Origin of the sequence: Psychrobacillus sp. MER TA 171 (assembly GCF_023713305.1) — a bacterium.
Taxonomy (GTDB): Bacteria; Bacillota; Bacilli; order Bacillales_A; family Planococcaceae; genus Psychrobacillus.
The window spans coordinates 216,154-235,507 of sequence record NZ_JAMAWN010000004.1 but is presented as its reverse complement, the minus strand read 5'-3'; the positions used below and the strand labels follow the sequence as shown (position 1 = coordinate 235,507).

Annotated in this window: 21 protein-coding genes, 8 tRNA genes and 1 rRNA gene; 1 reads left to right on the top strand and 29 read right to left on the bottom strand. The window is 38.3% G+C overall.

Annotated features, from left to right (window positions below):
• From M3627_RS06435 to acpS, 24 genes are all read right to left on the bottom strand, one after another.
• A 16S ribosomal RNA gene (locus M3627_RS06435) occupies positions 1-125 on the bottom strand; the annotation flags it as partial.
• 153 nt (positions 126-278) lie between these two features.
• A tRNA-Gly gene (locus M3627_RS06430) sits at positions 279-352 on the bottom strand.
• A gap of 29 nt (positions 353-381) precedes the next feature.
• Positions 382-458, bottom strand: a tRNA-Arg gene (locus tag M3627_RS06425).
• A gap of 18 nt (positions 459-476) precedes the next feature.
• Positions 477-563: transfer RNA gene (locus tag M3627_RS06420), tRNA-Leu, on the bottom strand.
• A gap of 71 nt (positions 564-634) precedes the next feature.
• Positions 635-707, bottom strand: a tRNA-Lys gene (locus M3627_RS06415).
• An 11-nt stretch (positions 708-718) separates the two neighbouring features.
• A tRNA-Gln gene (locus M3627_RS06410) sits at positions 719-793 on the bottom strand.
• Between the two features lie 3 nt (positions 794-796).
• Positions 797-872, bottom strand: a tRNA-Asp gene (locus tag M3627_RS06405).
• A gap of 23 nt (positions 873-895) precedes the next feature.
• Positions 896-970 (bottom strand) — tRNA-Glu (locus M3627_RS06400).
• Positions 971-979: 9 nt separating this feature from the next.
• Positions 980-1,054: transfer RNA gene (locus M3627_RS06395), tRNA-Asn, on the bottom strand.
• Between the two features lie 74 nt (positions 1,055-1,128).
• The gene (locus M3627_RS06390; protein WP_169360990.1) at positions 1,129-1,605 is read right to left on the bottom strand and encodes a SprT family protein; all 477 of its coding nucleotides are present in this window, start codon (positions 1,603-1,605) and stop codon (positions 1,129-1,131) included.
• Positions 1,606-1,670: 65 nt separating this feature from the next.
• Positions 1,671-3,839 carry a Tex family protein gene (locus tag M3627_RS06385; RefSeq protein WP_251553347.1) on the bottom strand — a complete coding sequence of 723 codons (2,169 nt, stop codon included), beginning with the start codon at positions 3,837-3,839 and terminating at the stop codon, positions 1,671-1,673.
• Positions 3,840-3,910: 71 nt separating this feature from the next.
• Positions 3,911-4,510 carry a PP2C family serine/threonine-protein phosphatase gene (locus M3627_RS06380; RefSeq protein ID WP_251553346.1) on the bottom strand — a complete coding sequence of 200 codons (600 nt, stop codon included), beginning with the start codon at positions 4,508-4,510 and terminating at the stop codon, positions 3,911-3,913.
• Positions 4,507-5,289 (bottom strand): RNA polymerase sigma factor SigB, encoded by a 783-nt coding sequence (gene sigB, locus M3627_RS06375; RefSeq protein ID WP_169360992.1) that lies wholly within the window; start codon positions 5,287-5,289, stop codon positions 4,507-4,509. The genes M3627_RS06380 and sigB overlap by 4 nt, the downstream gene beginning before the upstream one ends.
• Positions 5,267-5,737: an anti-sigma B factor RsbW gene (rsbW, locus tag M3627_RS06370; RefSeq protein WP_251553344.1), complete on the bottom strand. Its 471-nt coding sequence runs from the start codon at positions 5,735-5,737 to the stop codon at positions 5,267-5,269. Before rsbW ends, sigB begins: the two co-directional genes overlap by 23 nt.
• Entirely contained in the window at positions 5,724-6,065 is a 342-nt protein-coding gene (locus M3627_RS06365; protein ID WP_169360987.1) for an STAS domain-containing protein, read from the bottom strand. The genes rsbW and M3627_RS06365 overlap by 14 nt, the downstream gene beginning before the upstream one ends.
• A gap of 69 nt (positions 6,066-6,134) precedes the next feature.
• Positions 6,135-7,136: a PP2C family protein-serine/threonine phosphatase gene (locus tag M3627_RS06360; protein ID WP_169360986.1), complete on the bottom strand. Its 1,002-nt coding sequence runs from the start codon at positions 7,134-7,136 to the stop codon at positions 6,135-6,137.
• Between the two features lie 12 nt (positions 7,137-7,148).
• Positions 7,149-7,550, bottom strand: coding sequence for an anti-sigma regulatory factor (locus M3627_RS06355; RefSeq protein ID WP_169360985.1), 402 nt, complete (start codon positions 7,548-7,550; stop codon positions 7,149-7,151).
• A 5-nt stretch (positions 7,551-7,555) separates the two neighbouring features.
• Positions 7,556-7,918 (bottom strand): STAS domain-containing protein, encoded by a 363-nt coding sequence (locus M3627_RS06350; RefSeq protein WP_169360984.1) that lies wholly within the window; start codon positions 7,916-7,918, stop codon positions 7,556-7,558.
• Positions 7,918-8,745: an STAS domain-containing protein gene (locus M3627_RS06345; protein ID WP_169360983.1), complete on the bottom strand. Its 828-nt coding sequence runs from the start codon at positions 8,743-8,745 to the stop codon at positions 7,918-7,920. Before M3627_RS06345 ends, M3627_RS06350 begins: the two co-directional genes overlap by 1 nt.
• Before the next feature lie 304 nt (positions 8,746-9,049).
• A complete protein-coding gene (locus tag M3627_RS06340) occupies positions 9,050-9,400 on the bottom strand; it encodes a type II toxin-antitoxin system PemK/MazF family toxin (protein ID WP_144539613.1) in 351 nt (116 codons plus the stop codon).
• A 4-nt stretch (positions 9,401-9,404) separates the two neighbouring features.
• Positions 9,405-9,683: a transcriptional regulator gene (locus tag M3627_RS06335; RefSeq protein WP_445678174.1), complete on the bottom strand. Its 279-nt coding sequence runs from the start codon at positions 9,681-9,683 to the stop codon at positions 9,405-9,407.
• Positions 9,684-9,816: 133 nt separating this feature from the next.
• Positions 9,817-10,923, bottom strand: coding sequence for an alanine racemase (alr, locus tag M3627_RS06330; RefSeq protein WP_169360981.1), 1,107 nt, complete (start codon positions 10,921-10,923; stop codon positions 9,817-9,819).
• 69 nt (positions 10,924-10,992) lie between these two features.
• Positions 10,993-12,015 (bottom strand): LolA family protein, encoded by a 1,023-nt coding sequence (locus tag M3627_RS06325; RefSeq protein ID WP_169360980.1) that lies wholly within the window; start codon positions 12,013-12,015, stop codon positions 10,993-10,995.
• A gap of 59 nt (positions 12,016-12,074) precedes the next feature.
• Positions 12,075-12,428, bottom strand: a complete 354-nt coding sequence (gene acpS, locus M3627_RS06320) for a holo-ACP synthase (protein WP_251553342.1) — start codon at positions 12,426-12,428, stop codon at positions 12,075-12,077.
• Between the two features lie 67 nt (positions 12,429-12,495).
• On the opposite strand from acpS, the gene M3627_RS06315 reads away from it, so the two are divergent.
• On the top strand, positions 12,496-13,125 hold the full coding sequence (locus M3627_RS06315) for a rhomboid family intramembrane serine protease (protein WP_169360978.1): 630 nt from the start codon (positions 12,496-12,498) through the stop codon (positions 13,123-13,125).
• 109 nt (positions 13,126-13,234) lie between these two features.
• On the opposite strand, the gene M3627_RS06310 is transcribed toward M3627_RS06315, so the two are convergent.
• The 5 genes from M3627_RS06310 to M3627_RS06290 form a co-directional block, all read right to left on the bottom strand.
• On the bottom strand, positions 13,235-14,731 hold the full coding sequence (locus tag M3627_RS06310; RefSeq protein WP_251553341.1) for a PH domain-containing protein: 1,497 nt from the start codon (positions 14,729-14,731) through the stop codon (positions 13,235-13,237).
• Positions 14,724-15,203, bottom strand: coding sequence for a PH domain-containing protein (locus M3627_RS06305; RefSeq protein ID WP_251553340.1), 480 nt, complete (start codon positions 15,201-15,203; stop codon positions 14,724-14,726). Before M3627_RS06305 ends, M3627_RS06310 begins: the two co-directional genes overlap by 8 nt.
• Positions 15,204-15,388: 185 nt before the next feature.
• Positions 15,389-16,933: a degradosome RNA helicase CshA gene (gene cshA, locus M3627_RS06300; RefSeq protein WP_169360975.1), complete on the bottom strand. Its 1,545-nt coding sequence runs from the start codon at positions 16,931-16,933 to the stop codon at positions 15,389-15,391.
• A gap of 335 nt (positions 16,934-17,268) precedes the next feature.
• Positions 17,269-17,964 carry an alpha/beta hydrolase gene (locus M3627_RS06295; RefSeq protein ID WP_169360974.1) on the bottom strand — a complete coding sequence of 232 codons (696 nt, stop codon included), beginning with the start codon at positions 17,962-17,964 and terminating at the stop codon, positions 17,269-17,271.
• A gap of 17 nt (positions 17,965-17,981) precedes the next feature.
• Positions 17,982-19,349, bottom strand: a complete 1,368-nt coding sequence (locus M3627_RS06290) for a UDP-N-acetylmuramoyl-tripeptide--D-alanyl-D-alanine ligase (RefSeq protein ID WP_169360973.1) — start codon at positions 19,347-19,349, stop codon at positions 17,982-17,984.
• Positions 19,350-19,354: the final 5 nt, after the last annotated feature.

Sequence of the window (19,354 nt, the reverse complement as noted above, 5' to 3'; positions counted from 1 at the left end):
CCACGTGTTACTCACCCGTCCGCCGCTAAATCAGAAGAAGCAAGCTTCTTCATCATCCGCTCGACTTGCATGTATTAGGCACGCCGCCAGCGTTCGTCCTGAGCCAGGATCAAACTCTCCATAATAGAGAACTTAAAAAGCTCATTTTGTTTTGCTGGCATCATCATTAAATGATGTCAAAATTGTTTTGCGTCAATCAAGCCGAAGCTTGTTGATGCTGTATGTCTTAACGTTTTGCATGTTCAGTTTTCAATGTTCATGTATTACTTTAGTATAATTGGAGCGGGTGAAGAGAATCGAACTCTCATCATCAGCTTGGAAGGCTGAGGTTTTACCACTAAACTACACCCGCATATATAATATATTAAATAATTGTTTGTTTGGCGCGCCCGGCAGGAGTCGAACCCACAACCTTCTGATCCGTAGTCAGACGCTCTATCCAATTGAGCTACGGGCGCTTAGTAAGAGACAATGCTTGGTGCGGCCGAGAGGACTTGAACCTCCACGGGGTTAACCCCCACTAGGCCCTCAACCTAGCGCGTCTGCCGTTCCGCCACGACCGCGTAGTTATAAAATGGGAAGATGTTTATTATAACTTACTCTCATGAGCTTGTCAACAATTATTGTAATATGATGAGCCATGAAGGACTCGAACCTTCGACCCTCTGATTAAAAGTCAGATGCTCTACCAACTGAGCTAATGGCTCACGAAACGAAATGGCTGGGGTACCTGGATTCGAACCAGGGCATGACGGAATCAAAATCCGTTGCCTTACCGCTTGGCTATACCCCAACATGGCGGTCCCGACCGGGATCGAACCGGCGATCTCCTGCGTGACAGGCAGGCATGTTAACCGCTACACCACGGGACCTATGTATCTTTAATTCAATTAAATGGTGACCCCTACGGGATTCGAACCCGTGTTACCGCCGTGAAAGGGCGGTGTCTTAACCGCTTGACCAAGGGGCCATTTAAAGATGGCTCCGAAGGTAGGACTCGAACCTACGACCGATCGGTTAACAGCCGATTGCTCTACCACTGAGCTACTTCGGAATAATTTATGTCGTTTTGTTCTACTCGACTTTTTCTATTATAGAGAGGGTTTGGACAAACGTCAACACTTTTCATCAAATTTCTTTCATTTTTTTAAAAGAACTTAAATGCAGGTCCCCAAAACACTTGCCACACTTGAATTTCTGCGTATTTACTCGAATTTTCCGTCTATATAACAAACCACATTTTGCGCACTCATACACATACAGTTTAGTACGTTTTTGACTTTTAGGCGCTACGAGTGTAGAGCAAAATCTAGGTGAATCTGTCTGTTTTAGAAGCTGACGAAAATCTGCATCTCTATGTTTATACCCTTTCCCTTCTATATGTAAGTGATAATGACAAAGCTCATGCTTAATAACTCCAATCAACTCATTCATTCCATGTTTCTCTAACACTAGAGGATTTATTTCAATCATATGTGTTCTTAACATATACCTTCCGCCGGTACTGCGCAGTCTTTTATTGAAATAAGCTTTATGGTGAAACTTCCTTTTAAAAATCTGCATTGATATGCTACTTACTAATTCACTCAATTGTTCATCTGTCACTATACTCTCTCCTAGATAAAAGAGCTTGTCCACTGATGTTCATCAATGGACAACTCTGGTTATTATTAGACTTGTTGTTCAGGTGGAAGCATCGTTAATGCAATTCTTCCTTTGTTGGCATCGAACTGCTCTACCCATACAGTAACGATATCCCCAAGGGAGACTACATCTAAAGGATGCTTTACAAATCCTTTTTTAAGCTTGGAGATGTGTACAAGTCCATCTTGTTTAACACCTATATCTACAAAGGCGCCGAAGTCGACTACATTTCGAACTGTACCTTGAAGCTCCATTCCTGCTTTTAGATCCTCTAACTTTAGTACATCTTTTTTAAGTAATGGCTGCGGGAAAGCTTCACGTGGATCTCGTGTTGGCTTAATCAATGCATCCAAAATATCCTTTAGCGTAATCTCACCAATCCCTAATTCTTTACTAGTTTCTTCTATAGAAATAGTTTTTAGTACTTCTTCTGCTTCCTTAGAACCTATTTGGCTTTTAGTTAGTCCAGCAATTTCAAGGACTTGTTCCGCTGCCTTATAGCTTTCCGGGTGAATTCCTGTTGCATCTAACGGATTTTTAGCGTCTGGAACACGTAGGAAACCAATTGCCTGTTCATATGTTTTAGCTCCAAGACGAGGAATTTTCTTAAGCTGAGCTCTTGAAGTGAAACGTCCTTGTTCGTTTCGCATGTTTACCACGTTCTCTGCTACAGTTTTAGAAAGGCCAGATACGTATTGAAGTAATGAAGCCGATGCTGTGTTTACATTTACGCCTACTTGGTTAACCGCAGTCTCTACTATAAAAGAAAGAGACTCCGACAGTTTCTTTTGTGACACATCATGCTGGTATTGTCCCACACCTACTGCCTTTGGATCTATTTTTACCAACTCCGCCAAAGGGTCTTGTAGTCTTCTAGCAATTGATACGGCACTTCGTTGCTCAACTTGAAGGTCGGGAAACTCGTTCCTTGCTGTTTCTGAAGCTGAGTACACCGAAGCACCTGCTTCATTGACAATTACGTATGCAACCTCTCCTGTCACTTCCTTCAGGCAATCTACGATAAATTGCTCTGTTTCACGAGATGCCGTACCATTTCCAATCGCTATAAGAGAAATCGGATAATTCTTAAGGTAAGAAAGAACTTTCTTTTTTGAGCCTTCTATATCCATTTTAGGTGCGTGAGGGTAAATGGCAGATACCTCTAATAGCTTACCTGTATCATCAACCACTGCAAGTTTACAGCCAGTACGGTAGGCCGGGTCCACTCCAAGTACCACTTTTCCTTTTAATGGTGGCTGAAGTAAGAGGTTACGTAGGTTTTCAGAAAAAATATGAATAGCCTGCGCTTCAGCTTTTTCTGTAAGCTCTGCACGAATTTCTCTTTCTACGGAAGGTTGAATCAATCTCTTATAAGAATCCTCTATCGCTAGCTTCACCTGTTCCACTGCTTCACTAGTAGCATGATTCGGTATCCATTGTGCTTCCATTACTCTTAAAATTTTGTCCTGCGGTGTTTGTAGACCAACTTTAAGTACATCCTCTTTTTCACCGCGATTTAAGGCAAGAATTCGATGAGGTACTATTTTTTTCACTGGCTCTTCATATTCATAATACATTTCATAAACGTTTTTTTCATCGAGCTCTGCTTTTTTCAAAGAGGATACAATTCTTCCGTCGGTGCGCGTTAGGTTACGTATTTGTTCCCGTATTTTAGCATCATCTGCAAACTGTTCTGCTAATATATCACGAGCACCTTGAAGCACGTCTTCAGTAGTCATTACCTCTAATTCTTCATTTACATAAGCTTCTGCTAGGGTTTGAATAGATTCTTTTGGGAATCCAAGTAGTTCCGTAGCTAAAGGTTCCAGCCCTTTTTCTTTTGCTATAGTAGCTTTCGTTCTACGTTTTTGTTTGTATGGTCTATACAGATCCTCTACTCGTTGAAGGACAGTCGCATTTTGTATAGAAGCTGAAAGTTCTTCAGTAAGTTTCCCTTGTTCTTCTATTAATCGCAGAACTTCCTCTTTGCGTTGTTCGAGCTGTTGGATATAATGATAACGATCTTCTATTGCTTTTATTTGTACTTCATCCAATGAGCCTGTTTGTTCTTTACGATATCGAGCTATAAAAGGTACTGTGTTTCCTTCTTCTAATAATTTTATTACTTGCTCTGCCTGCGATGTTTTCGTGCCCGTCTCTTTGGATACGAGCTGAAGCATTTTCTTTAGTTCCAAAACAAACCCATCCTTTCTATCTAACCTTATTTTAACATATTCTGAACGCAGCAAAAAAGCTTACCCTTTAATTATGAGAGTAAGCTTCCTACAATGAATGTGGCGTCGTCGCCATGTTCTATTTCTTTATAAACTGTTTCGTACAAACATTTAGTACCGCTAGACTCCTTAATAGTGGACTTTGGACTCTTCATCACTACCCCATCAGAATGCAAAAGGAACAAGTCATCTTTAGCACATGGATATGTTTGTGTATTAATCTTTTGTTTACGTCCTGACAGATATCCCATGACTGGCAATGGATAAATCATTTTCCCAGTGGAGCGTTGGTACATATAAAACTTTATATTGCCTACACAGCTATAAGATATAGTTTGAGCTTTATAATCTATTTTCACAAGAGCAACTGCTGCTCCTCGTTTTTGAACCATAAGCTCATTGCATTTTAACAATAAGTTATCCAATGTCTCCTCAGGATATTGTTCTAAAATGTTTGGTATTACGTCAGCTGATTCTTTTGCTATTGGACCGTTCCCTAATCCATCTGCAATTGCACAAAGCATAAAATCTTCATGCTTAGATACATAGTAAGTATCACCAGATTCCGCATTCCCTGTTTTTGCTTCCTGAAAGACTAGCAACTCGACTTTTTCATCTGAGTAGTTTATCAATTTACAATTCCACCTGACGATAATATTGCCTCTTGTAATTTCTTTATTGCTTTGCGTTGAATTCTCGATACATGCATTTGCGAAATACCGAGACGGTCGCCTGTTTCTTTCTGACTCAGCTGCTCCATGTATGTAAGTAAAATTATCTCTTTTTCTCTTTCCGACAACACATTAAAAGCTTCGGCTACAAGTAAGCGCTGATCCGTTTTTTCAAACTCCCCGTCTGTCTGACCAATTACATCAAACAACGTTATAGTGCTACCATCTGCATCGGATTCTAAGGAATGATCCATCGACAATGCTTGATAGCTTTTGCCCATTTCCATTGCTTCTAGAACATCTTCAACTTCTACATCCAGATAATCTGCAATTTCCGGGACTAAGGGAGATCTTTGAAACTCAGTTGTTAGCACTTCCACTGCCGATCTAATACGTGGACCTAATTCTTTTATTCTTCTTGGAACATGAACTGCCCAAGTCTTGTCTCTGAGAAATCTTTTTATTTCACCTATAATCGTCGGAATGGCAAAAGCTTCAAAGTTTTTACCAAAGGACGGATCGTATCTTCTAATGGCCCCTAATAGACCAAGCATACCTACTTGAACTATATCCTCATGATGAGACTTACCATTAGAATATTTACGAGCAATCGACTCAACCAAACGCTCGTAGTTTAACACAAGATTTGTTTGAGCCTCTTCGCTTTCTGTCGTTTGATATTCTTTAATCCACTTTAATATTTGTTCCTTTGACTCTTTAGGAAGAGATGTGTTCGACATTATCATCCACCTGCTTTACTCCGACATGCTTCGTCATAAATACAGTTACACCCTCTTGGTGATGAACTTTTACTTCATCCATCAATGTTTCGATAAGGTATAAGCCAAGCCCTCCTTCACGTAAGAATGATCCCTCCTCTAAATCATGGTAAGGTCCCACTTGCGCTTTTGTTTCCTCAAAGTTAAAACTTTTTCCATGGTCTGCAATCATAATTTCGATTCTATCAGAATATAACGCACAACCAATTACTACTTCGCCGTCCTCATCTTCTGCATAAGCATGCTGAACTGCATTAGTAATTGCTTCACTCGCTGCAATCTTTAAATCTTCAATATCATCATAAGAAAAGCCCATCCGATTCGCCAGCCCTGAAATTGTAAGACGTGCTACACTCACATATTGAGGCTTTGCAGGCAAACGAATCTCTACATAATCAAACGGTTTCATCTATTTTCACCTCTTCGCTTGCTTGAATGTCCATTATGTCCCCTAACCCAGTTATATCAAACAATCTTTTAAGGCGAGGTGAAAGTCCCGTTAATTCCATGTGGACATTAGACTCTTTAGCACTTTTATAAAAACCTACAAATACACCTAATCCAGTACTATCCATATATGATACGTCCGATAAATTTAACTCGACACGTGAATCTTCTTTTAAATTAATTTCTGAAAGCTTTTCTCTTAACAAAGGTGCTGTAAATGCATCAATCTCACCTTTAATAATTCCTTTGATACGCATTTCTTCTTCGTATAGTTCTACTGATATATTCATAATCAAATTATCCCCCGTTTTCACTATATATACGTATCTATACCACGATACAATCATTGTTAAACATTTTTATAGCGATTTCTTGAAAATGACTAGAGTGAAATCATCACGTTGTTCAAATTCCTGCAATTCCTCTAGCTTATGGAATACATATTCGACCATTTCTTGAGCCGGCTTATCTTTTACGCTTTCAATAATACTTAGTATTATATTTTGGTCAATAAAGCCTTCCTTCGAACGACATTCCGTTACACCATCGGTCATCATTACAACAAAGTCGTCTTTTTCTAACGTAATAGAATGTTGCTCGTATTTGACATTAGGAACTACACCAAGCAATAAGCCTTTTGCCTGAAGTTCTTTAAACTCTCCTGTGTGAGCACAATAGAACAATGGTGGCTCATGTCCTGCTGAAGCATAAGTGAATTCACTCAGTGCTGTATCGTATGTTCCGTAAAACATCGATATAAACATAGAATCACTAACACTTTTTTCAACAATTCGATTGATGATATCTAAAACAACTACTGGATCAGTGTCTGGACCATCCAAACTATCCATACCATATTTAATCATGGACATACAAAGAGCTGCAGGTATCCCTTTACCAATGACATCAGCCACTGCGACACCTATTGCATGGTCATTACTCAAAAAGTGAGTGTAATCTCCATTCATTTCTTTCGCCGGAACAGAGATTAGCCCTATATCCAAGTTATTCATGTTTGGGATTTTGGATTTAAGCAGTGTTTGCTGCACATTAGTTGCCAGTTCCATTTCCATTTTAAAATTTTGCTGTTTTTCAATAAGTGTTTGATGTTCTTTTAAGGCCAAGCCATATCTAATCATAACTTCTATCAAAAAATCAAACGAATGAGATACCTCTTCCGGTAAATCAGGCATAATCTCTTCCAAAGAAGCCTTATGTATACTGATTACTTCCTCCGGAGAAATACTTTTTTGTATGAGCTCTCTACTAACATTTTGACCTTCATATAAATTATGCTCCGTTTGACTTAACGTATACTGTCTCAAAATTTCCTTATACTGTTTTTTAAATTGTTGAGGCATTTATCTTACCTCCTACCTTAACCACTTAGTGGCAATAATTGTTGTCCCATCTCCAACTGCAGTTTCGATTTTAAAATCGTCCATTAGTCGTTTCACCCCTGGTAACCCTGCTCCCAAGCCTCCTGAAGTGGTATATCCATCTTCCATAACTTTACGGACATCAGCAATACCAGGTCCTTCATCAGCAGCAATAATTAAAATCCCTTTTTGATTACCTTCTACAATTTGTTTGATCTCAATATTTCCTTTTCCAGCGTATAAATATATATTTCGAGCGAGCTCGCTAATAGCGGTGGTAATTCTAGCTTGGTCAACTGTTCCAAAACCAGCATCTTTTGCTTCGTTTCTCCCCAGTTGCCTTGCCGCTACTATATCCCACTCACTTATAATGTGAACAGAAGACTTCATATTCATATGGATTAGTCCTCCAATTCTCGTTCAAGTTTTTCCAATCCATTTTCTAAGTCTAAAGCAGTTACTACATTCTCAAGTCTAATTCCTAACTCGATTAATGTGATTGCAACGGCCGGTTGTATTCCCGTTATCACTACTTTAGCTCCCATTAGACCTGACATATTAATGACGTCTCCAAGGACTTTAGCGATAAAAGAATCAATAAAGTCTATCGGTGTTAAATCTAAAACTACTCCCCTAGCAGCTGTCGTATGCAGCTTGTCCAATAAATCCTCTTGAAATGACAAAGCAGTTTGATCATCTAGCTCCCATTGTATGGATACAATTAAACAATCCCTTAACTTCAAAATTGGAATCCGCGTCATCATTATGATTTCACCTCAACTATCGCTCTATTTGTTAGTGCCAATGCTTGTTCCACTCCACGTTGCAAAGTACTTGTTGTTGTAAAATCATTTAAATTAATACCAAGCGTTACAATTGTTTGAGCAATCTCTGGGCGAATTCCCACTAAGAAACACTTTGCCCCTACTAAACGAACTGCATCGGCAGCCTGAATAATATGATGAGCGACCATCGTGTCTACTACTGGAACTCCTGTAATATCCAATAACACTACTTCTGCACGATGCTTCACTACTCCTTGCAGTAAGTTTTCCATTATAAGCTTTGCACGCTCAGTGTCAATTGTTCCAACCAATGGCATCACTGAGATTTTCTCAAACACAGGAATAAGAGAGGCTGAAAGTTCCTGCAGTGCTATCTTTTGTAGGTTAACTGTTTTTTCCCACACAATAGAGTAAGCTTCTACAATTGTATGAGTAAGAGGCGTAAGCCAATTGTTCAAAATAGAGCGATAAGATTTATAATTATTTTCATTTAAATGTCCGGCACTTTCCATATCTTCATAGATAACTTCTGTAAAGTTAGTCAATGATTTTAAAACAAAAGATATGGACCATCCGTAGCGCACAATTTGTACGGAAAAGTCGTTTAGCTTCCCTGTATAAATTTCCTGATCTTCAGTAAGACTCGATATCATTAATTCCCCAAATTCGCGTGCAGTATGGTCAATAACTTGATCTGACATAATTTGAAAAAAACGGTCATCTTTTTCGTCTTCCATCTTAACTTTCCATTTTTCCAATATTATATCGATATTATCGCGAATGTATGTAGCAATTTGTTTATTCATTTGGTTGTTCCCAGCTCCTCATTATTTAAATGGTAATTATATTGTAACGAATCTTATAAGAATTTACATCTATTAATATCTTTGCAGGTTTTTTTATGCTGTTTAAAAGCAACATAATCTACTCTACACACAGTAAATCATTTAAAGAAATCTATATAAATACCACTCTATATGGCGCAATTCTTATTTTTAAAGAAAAATAATTTTCACTCTAAATGAAAACTCTCCACATAACTCATATAAAAAGAAAATAAAAAAACACAATGCGTATTTGTCGGCTACACATTGCGTCTTGTCTATGTATTTAAAATTTTACGATTCCTAAACTGATGCCTAGTGCATGATCGACTTCTTCCATTACATCTTCATCTAAATGTGTAATTTTATCTGTAAGCCTCGACTTATCAATAGTTCGTAATTGTTCTAATAATATAACTGAATCACGTTCAAAATCATACTCTTTTGCATTGATTTCTACATGTGTTGGCAATTTCGCTTTTTGAATCTGAGCGGTGATTGCTGCCACAATTACAGTCGGACTAAACCGATTCCCGATATCATTTTGTATCACCAATACGGGTCTGGTTCCACCTTGCTCAGACCCGACTACTGGTGATAAATCTGCAAAAAAAACGTCCCCACGTTTTACGATCAAGTTTTCATCCTCCACTTACGAGTCGCTCTGTCGTATGTTGGGCTTCATATTCCGCATGTAGACACTCTGTACATATGGATAAGTTAATATGAGACATCTCAACATAGCCTTTCATCATAGCTTCTCTTATAAGATTTGCCTGGCCTTTCTTTATATATTCATTTGCATGTACACGAGCAACGCTTTCCCTACCTGGTAATGATTGTGTAGCTTGCTTTTCCTCATTACCCATTTGCATTGGAATCTCTATAAGCGCTTCTTTTTTCTTTTTATCACTTACCACAGCAAACACCTCCGACAAAACATTTCCCTATCTGACAATATACTTCATCTTACCATTACTGGGCGTGAAATAAAAGACATTATAAGAAATGGTTAGACAAATTATGCATGAAGAACTACGTTTTGTCGACAGTTTACTTGCGATAAATTCTAGGTATTCTAGTAGATAAGGTACAGCATACTTCATATGGAATCGTTTGAAGCGTTTTTGCCCATTCTTCAACCTCGATTTCCTCGTCTCCTTGTTTTCCTATTAAGACAACTTTTTCTCCGACTTTCGTTGGGCCATCTAGACGTATCATACATTGATCCATACAAATCTTTCCGACGAACGGCATTCTTTTCCCTTTAACTAACACATGCTCTGTATGGAGTTTTCTAAGTAGCCCATCCGCATAGCCAATTGGTAATGTGCCAATCCATTCTTCGGTTTTAGCTGTATAGGACGCACCATATCCTATTGAATCTCCCTCATTAACCTTCTTTACATGTATTATTTCTGTATACAAAGAAAGAGGCTTTTCCAAAGGGAAAGGAAGATGGTTATTCAAAAATGGTGAAGGAGCTATTCCATACATAGATATACCGAAACGGACTGCATCCCAGCTTTGACTAGGATGTTGCAGTGCAGCAGCACTATTGGAAGCGTGAATCATAGCAGGCTTTTGTTCAAATAACCCTAAAAAGGAGTTAAATTTTTTGACTTGCTTATTAAAATACTCGGTATCCTCATCGTCTGCAGTAGCAAAGTGGGTATAAGCACCCGTAATTTCTAAGCTACTAGATTCCTTTATAAAAGCTAAAGCTTCTTTCAGTTCTTCTTTATTTGAGAATCCTATTCTTCCCATACCACTATCTATTTTAATATGGATCTTCACATTACTTTTAAACTCTTTTGTAGCATAAATCCATTCACATGAATAAGCTGTAAGAGTAATATTCTGGGCATTAGCCTCCGGTAAAAAAGAAGGTGGCGCAGCTCCCAAAACAAGAATCTCAGCTTTTATGCCAGCTCCTCTTAGATGTAATGCTTCCTCGGGAGTGGCTACAGCAAGCATAGAAGCACCTGATTGAAGAGCAGCTTGTGCCACCTCAATGTCTCCATGTCCATATGCATTTGCTTTTACTACTGCAATTATTTGAGTGGAAGATGGTAAAGTCTCTTTTAACCGCTCTATATTAGTTTGTATTGCTAGTAAATCTATTTCTATAAAAGTTGGTCTATATAGCTTTTGTGACATTATTAAACCTCTTCTTCCAAGTCTTTAAAATTATTATGCTCCTTGGAAGAAGAGGTCGTCAACCTATAATCACTTTAATTCAGTAACTGTCATCGAAGCTGCTACCTCTATCATTTCCTCTTTAGTTAGTGAAGAGGAGGCAATAAAGAACGACATCCCATCTTGTTCCCAGCTAATAGATTGATCTGTAACTGCTCCTATTGCCACACCTAAATCAACTGGATCACCAGGCGCAAACACCGGAATAGTAGACGGCATTGAGGCATCGCTCAATTGTTGGATGACTGTAAAATCCTTGTCTCCTCCACTAAAAGTCAGCACTACTCGTTTTTGATTTTCTAATTGTATAACCTTCTCTTCCATTAGATGAGTATCTTCCCATTTAATAACTGGGTAGTGCGTTTCAAAGTCTCTATTTTCTAACTCAGCTGATGCCTCGACTGTATTTCCTTCAGCCTGAGCAGCAGGTGTTTGTTCAATTTTATAGTCTCCAGCAGCTCGTGTTTTTCCTAAAGAGACTTTATCAAACTTGATATGAATCTGTTCTTCTTGATTTTCATTTAATATCGAAACGTCTGTTGGTAACATCGTCTTTTTGTCGATATAGATTTTTTGAGTCGGAAGCATATTTTTGTGATTATTAGTAGTTTTAGCTTCAAATACATATTTATTTCCTTCTTCTTTAAATGTAGCAGCTTTGTCTTTCTTAATGTCCTCTGCTAACGAGCCAATTAAATACGCTTGGCTATTTTCTGAAGGCCACTTACTTTGGAATTTGTAAGTTTTGTTAAGGGCAGGTGTAACGACGAAAACACCTTCTGCATTACGAACAATCATTTGTGTGTTTTCTGCATTTGCATCAGAAACTTTAACGCGATAAAAGTCTGGTTTAGTATGCCAAACTTCCACATCATAAACTCTTGGCTCTGCACCTGTTAGAATACTCATTTCTGCAGTTAGTTCATATCCCTTTGCGTCACTCCATTTGTTGCTCAATTTCTTTACTACGTCTTCCTTCGATTCAGCTCCACATGCAGATAGTACCAGAATCATTGCAAATAAAACTACCAGTCTAGCCACTAGGCTCTTCAATTTTGTCCACCCTTTCTATTATCACTGCCTTCGTTCATTGTATGTAGGTGGACGACCGGTTATGATTGAAGAATTACTTGTGCAGCAGCATAATCTTTTGTGTGAGTTATAGAAACAAAGCCATTTATAGGCTTTTCCTTAAAATATAATATAGGTTTCCCAGAACTTTCTTTTAAAATTTCTATATCTTGAAAGCTACATTGCTTCCCAATACCGGTGCCTATTGCCTTAGAGAATGCTTCTTTAGCTGCAAATCTTCCAGCTAAAAATTCTAATTGCCGAGCACCTGATAAAGTCTCCATAATTTCTATTTCTTTTTTTGTTAAAACACGCGGAACAAACTTTGAAGTTTTAGTTAAAATGGATTCTATTTTTTTTATTTCAGTTATGTCTAAACCAATACCAGTTATCATGAATGTTCTTCCTTTCCTATATGGTCTTTACAAGATATACTATTAATAAGAAATTCGAGGTGAGAGTATGTTCTCCAGAAGAGAAAGCTTTAAACAATACATAAAATTATATCCGATTGTTTCTACCTTATTAGCCATTAATATTTTTATCTTCCTACTAACTATTATACCGGTTTATGGAATCTATTTGCGGTATATGGGGATGGGGGTTAACCTACTCATTGCAGAGGGTGAATATTGGAGATTAATCACTTCCATGTTCTTGCATGCAGGATTTGCTCACTTACTATTTAATATGTTCTCTTTATACATCTTCGGTCCAGAGTTGGAACAGCTTACTGGTAAAGCTAGGTTCTTAACCATCTACTTCCTATCAGGCTTCATGGGTAATGTAGCAACTTATTTGATTCATGACTGGAATTACGCTGGCCTTGGAGCTAGTGGAGCAATATACGGAATTTTAGGTGCTTTTGCTGCGTTAGTTTATTACACGAAACACTTATTACCCCAGCTCAGACAGATTATCATACCTATCATCGTAATTGGTGTCATTCTATCATTCCTACAACCGAATGTAGGGGTGACCGCTCATCTTGGCGGTCTAATCACAGGATTTATACTTGGAATGATCTTTTTTCATCCTAAACGAATTGCTTCCTGGAAGAAAAAGAAGAATCCATACAGAGTGGTTAAGTAACTTACTATTGTACACAAAACAACTAGAATGGAAAGATTTCTTACTTAGAAAGTAAAAACGTGAAATCGAGTTTTTCCGATTTCACGTTTTTTTATGGACAAAATAATTATCATTCCATCTCTTTTTCTATATCTATTTTAGGCTTTCGTATTGGCTCATACCAGCTTAATAGGTTTTCAGAATGTTCCTTCTCGATATGAGGAATCACTGTTTCTGCCCCGCCAACCCCTGATTTTATAGTTACTACTACAGAAGAAACGTCTGATTTCTTCTGAAAGTACGTAGTACGAGCTGTCATCGATTGAATCCTTCTTTTCTCCATCCAAACAGTCACTCTACTAAATAATCGATATTGGGCAACTAACTGTGTCTCTTCTATATAAAAACCAGCTGTTCTCTTCTGCCACAAGCCTAATCCAAAGCTTGCGGGGATTAGTAGAAGTGATAATAATCCATATGGATAAAAGAAGTAAATAACTGTGGCAGCTATAGGTAAAATCCACAGCAAATCTAAGCGATAGAAGAATTTTCGAGATTTACTTGGCACTTTTTGAAAGTTAGGTTGCATTTGAAAATCAGGGAAAATTTCTTCTAATATTGGATAAATCTCTGCTTTCTTTATTAATGGCAATAAACGAATGGTTTCATCTTTTTCTGCCATTGACCCTCCTGCACTATCTACCGTTACCGTAGCATATCCAGTAAGCTGACGAAGAGGGTTTTCTACTAATCGGATCCCTTGTATCCGAGTTAAAGGAATTGTAATTTTCTTTTTCTCTAAAAGTCCTCTAGTAATAATAATCTCGTCATCCTCTATCTTTATTGTAAAATCATAATAGTTGATAAAGGTTAACAGAACTGAAACAATCCAAGCCATAAGTAAAACAGCGAAGATTACTAAGACTACCATAAGCACTCCAAATTTGATGAAAATCATAATTTCGTTATAAATAGTTTCATAGGGTATAAATTCTGAGAACTGGGATGCAAATACTGCAAGACCTGAAAAGAATACTCCTACACCACCTGATGTGCTCGCTAGTACGAAAAGATCCTTTGTGGACATTCGGAAAATTGGCTTCTTTTCTTCTATAATTGTCTCTTCAACCTCTAAATCATCTTCTATAATAGGTACATTTTGACCTTTAGCGAGCATGATTTCTTTCTTTATTTGCTCGGCGGCTTCTTTCCTAATAGCAGTAAGCTCAGCGTCAGCCTCTTTTGTAGGACCTCCACCTGCTGTTTCCACCTTTACTTTTACCAATCCAAATGGTCGATGGAATATACCTTCCGTATAGTCAAGACTCTGAATACGTTCAAAAGGGATATATCGCTTTTTCTTTACAAAAAGACCATACTCTATTCGCAGCTCCCCGTCTTCAAACCAATAGCGAAATCTTCTCCATTTAATAATTCCACTGATTAGCATGAACAAAAGTAGTACTCCGTAAATGCCGTAAGTGAAAAGTCCAGACCAAAAGTTTGCATCGTCTCCAAAACCATTGACTAACACTAGAACAATTAACGGTAGAATCATTTCCTTTAAGACTTTCACAAAATTTATAACGGCAGAAATTGGGTGAAGTCTATACTTTTCTTTAGACATCTTCTTCCGCCACCCTTGCTAGCACCGAAATTCTTCCTCGTAGCTCATCCGCCTCTTCTGTTATTAATGCGGGAATTGTGTGGCTGGTAGCAGCCGTTGAGATAGTAATAGACGACAAATCATACTTACGTAAAATCGGTCCTTGCTCTGTGTCTACATGTTGCACTCTAACCATTGGGACTAGCGTTCTCTTCACAACAAATAGACCATGCTGTAGTTCTATTTCCTGATCCCTTACCTCGTATCTCCATCTGCTCCATCTTACCTTTGGAAATAAATAAATGAATAAATATCCAAATAGCAATACTACTGCTCCTGCCACTATGTATAACCATATGTAGTTTCCCGTAAAATAATTGATTACTCCTGTACCAATGCCTAATAACAAAATAATTAGGGTTTGTATGATGCCATAAATTCTCCACACTCTTAAACCTTTTACGGATATTCGATTAATTGGTTCTTTTCTCATTATCATCCACCTCTTCTCTTGTCATTGTATACGAATATTACACAAAAATGTTTCAACTTTATAATTAGATTCATTAAATTAATTTTATTTGCGAGTCATACAGGCTAAACGTTTATCTTTTTACATGCTAAGCACACAAAAGGCGAATCCACCAAAGTGGATTCGCCTTAAAGGATTATATAAAATTAGCCTTCGTTACGTGGTGTACGAGTTCTTGTGCTACGTTGTGTAGAACCGTCACGTGGACCGCTGCTACGACGACCGCTTGGACGTGAACCGCTTCCTGAACGAGAAGATCCGCGATCGCTTCCTCCACGTGATGAAGAACTACGTCCGCCACCGCCGCTGCTACGGTTACCTTTGTATCCGCCGCCGCCACTGCGTCCGCCGCCACTACGCTCTCTACGAGCTGGTAATGGACGTTCTTCTGAAAGTGAGATTGGTGAATCGTCTGGCTCTTTCGTCATTGACTTGATTGCTGCTGCAACCACGTCAACTGCTTCATGCTTTTCAAGCATTTCTGCAGCAAGTGTACGGTAGTCACCTAAATCATTTTTGTTAATAATTTCAGTAAGAGCTTCAATCGCTACACGTTGTTGCCCTACTAATGCTTCATCTGAGCTTGGTGGACGAAGAGCTGTCATACGTTTTTTCGTAGTGTCTTCAACAATACGAAGGTAGCCCATTTCTCTTGGAGTAACAAATGTTACCGCAATACCACTTTTACCAGCACGTCCTGTACGACCGATACGGTGAACATAGCTTTCTGGATCTTGTGGAATATCAAAGTTATAAACGTGAGTAACGCCTGAGATATCTAATCCACGAGCAGCTACATCAGTTGCAACAAGAATATCAATTTTATTTGATTTGAACTGTTTTAATACAGACATACGCTTCGCCTGGCTTAAGTCTCCATGAATTCCTTCTGCTAAGTAACCACGGATGCTTAGGGCATTTGAAAGCTCGTCTACGCGACGTTTAGTACGTCCAAAGATAATTGCAAGCTCTGGTTGGTGTACATTCAATATTCTTGAAAGGAAATCGAATTTTTCACGCTCAGTAGCTTTTACATAGAACTGTTCAATATTTTCAACAGTCATTTCTTTTGATTTGATCTTAACTTCAACTGGATCTTTCATGAATTTATCAGCAATTTTACGAATTGGTCCCGGCATAGTAGCTGAGAACAATAATGTTTGACGATTGTCTGGAACACTTTCTAAAATTGTATTGATATCATCAATGAAGCCCATGTTTAACATTTCATCCGCTTCGTCCAAGATTAATGTTTCCACTTGGTCAAGCTTTAAAGTACGACGGTTAATATGGTCAAGAATACGACCAGGTGTACCAACGATTACTTGTGGCTTGTTTTTAAGCGCACGGATTTGACGGCCAATTTCTTGTCCTCCGTAAACAGAAAGTAAACGAACTTTTTTATCATAGCCTAATTTATAAAGCTCTTCAGAAACTTGAATTGCAAGCTCACGAGTTGGAGCAATAATTAAAGCTTGAATGTTAGGGTTTTTAGGATCAACCTTTTCAATCATTGGAATACCGAAAGCGGCAGTTTTACCAGTACCTGTTTGTGCTTGGCCAATAATGTCGCGGCCTTCCATAGCATGAGTGATAGTACCTTCTTGGATTGGTGTTGCTTCTTCAAATCCCATTCGTTGTACGGATTTTAGTGTAGAAGCGCTAATATTTAATTCTGAAAAATTTGTCAAAATTTTAATCTCCTTTTTGTTCTGTTTTGACAAATGGTTACATTTTCAGATGAAATTGCGGCAAATTCGAGCCTATACGAGGAACGTTTCCGTTACTTAAAATTCTCTGTGGTTTCAATCAGAGGGGTCTAATATAAAGGGAAAGCCCGGTCTTTTGCCGAGCGGTTCGTTAATTCTTACGTAAACAAACCGTTATGTTCAAAAAAAAGTACTCTTCAATAAATGCTGAAGAGTCTTCGCACAAAATGTATCCATTGTTCTAAACGTAGTATAGCATGCAATTGTCTCAGTTGCAATGAATTAGAATTTAAAGTCAGTAGCTCCGAACTTTTCTTCTACATTTCTTCCCTTAAAAATGTAAGAGCCTGTGGAAACCATTCCTGACAATCATCGCTATAACAAATATGGTGCTTCCCGCTCTCCGAAAAAATTAGCTGTTTGTTTGTAGAACGGATATGGTCAAATAAGAAGGGTGCTGTCGTAAAAGGAACAATTCCATCTTTCTTTCCCTGAACTAAACATACTGGGATAGTAATTTGTTCATAATAAGGTTCGACCATTTTCACCACTCGAACAAATTCTAAAGCAGCTTGAATAGGAGTTGCACGAAGTTTGTTACTATAGATTTGAAACAGCGTATTTTCTTCTGCTTTACCTTCAACTATTTTTTTGGCGACGTCTCCTATATCATGTAGCAACTGCGTTGGATTTATGTATTTTGCGGCAGCACTTAATAAAACCAATCTTTCAATTTTATAGCGTAGAGCCAAGTAAATGGCAATAATCCCGCCCATGGAAAAACCAACCACAAACACTCGATCTACTTCCTTTTGCAGCAAACGCAAAGCCTGCTCCGCTGCCATCATCCATGATTCGGCTGTTAGGTTTTTTAACTCCAGTGTTTCCCCATGGCCAGGTAAGGTAGGAACTACAATTTTCCAGTCAGTATTTACTTCTAGATAATCCACATAAGGTTGGACTTCATATGGACCCCCAGTAAAACCATGTAAGCAAAGTACTCCTGTTTTCATGCCATCCCTACTTTCTACTATTTTTGAAAGGGTTCAATTACCTTCTCTAACTTCATTCCCCTTGATCCCTTAACTAAAACAATAGATTGATTTGTTATTTTTGAATCTAAAAAGGATATAAGTGACTCGTAATCATTTTCTACCCATTTCAGCTGTTGTTCATCAAACTTGTCTGATAGTTGGTCTTTTAACCATTTCATACGTGAGCCAAATAAACAAACACCTGAGAACACATCATTGGATATATACTCACCAATTTCTTCGTGGAATGATTTTTCATCCGGACCAAGCTCCAGCATATCTCCAAGCACAAGCCATTTATCGGGTTTAATAGTCGACTTCTCTAAAAATTGAATAGCTGCTCTCATAGAGGTTGGGGCAGCATTATATGCATCGTTAATAAAAATACTGCCATTGTTAGTTTCAATTACCTGCATGCGCATATCTGTTAGTACGATTTGCTTTAAGGCATCACGCATCTGTTGACTCGACAAACCTATTTCTTTCCCAACAAGTAATGCAGCCAACGTATTTTTCACTTGATGCTCCCCTAGAATGGGTATAGACATTTCTTCATTTAGCTCTCCATTTACAATAAAGCTGCTTCCCTGCTCAGTAAATGTAACTTGTTCAATACATAAATCATTTTTATTTCCTGTACCAAAGGATTTAGTATTTAAACCTGGTGCATTCGATATAAACGGTTTCAAAAGAGGTTCGTCACCATCATAAACGAGTAGCCCATCCTTATTTAAACCAGCTATAATCTCAAACTTCGCTTTCGCAATTCCTTCTCTAGATCCAAGATCCTTCATATGCGCCTCTCCAATATTTGTGATTACTGCATACGTTGGTTTTGCCATATTGGAAAGGAATTCAATTTCTCCAAATGAGCTCATTCCCATCTCAAGTACCGCATACTCAGTATCCTCCTCAAGGGATAGAATAGTCAGAGGAAGTCCTAGTTCATTATTAAAGTTTCCTTCCGTCTTCTTCACACGGTAATAAGGCGAAAGCATTCCTGCTATTAGGTCCTTTGTGGATGTTTTACCGTTTGATCCGGTGATTCCTATGAATACGGTAGATAACTCTTCTCGATACGCTCTTGCCATCTGTTGTAGTGCTGCTTCACTACTGTCTACAAATAGCAAAGGAACGTTCTTTGGAGGATTTGGCTCATCCTTTAACCAGAATGCTGCAGCTGCCCCTTTATCGAATGCGCTCTCTACGAATTTATGACCATTCACATTCTCTCCTCGAAAGGGGATAAATAGATCTCCCGGCTTTAACGTACGGGTGTTAATAGAAACTCCTGTAACTAAAGGGTTACTAGATGGTTGTTCTAAACCTAACCACTTTGCGATATGTGCTAATGTTTTTTTCAACTTAA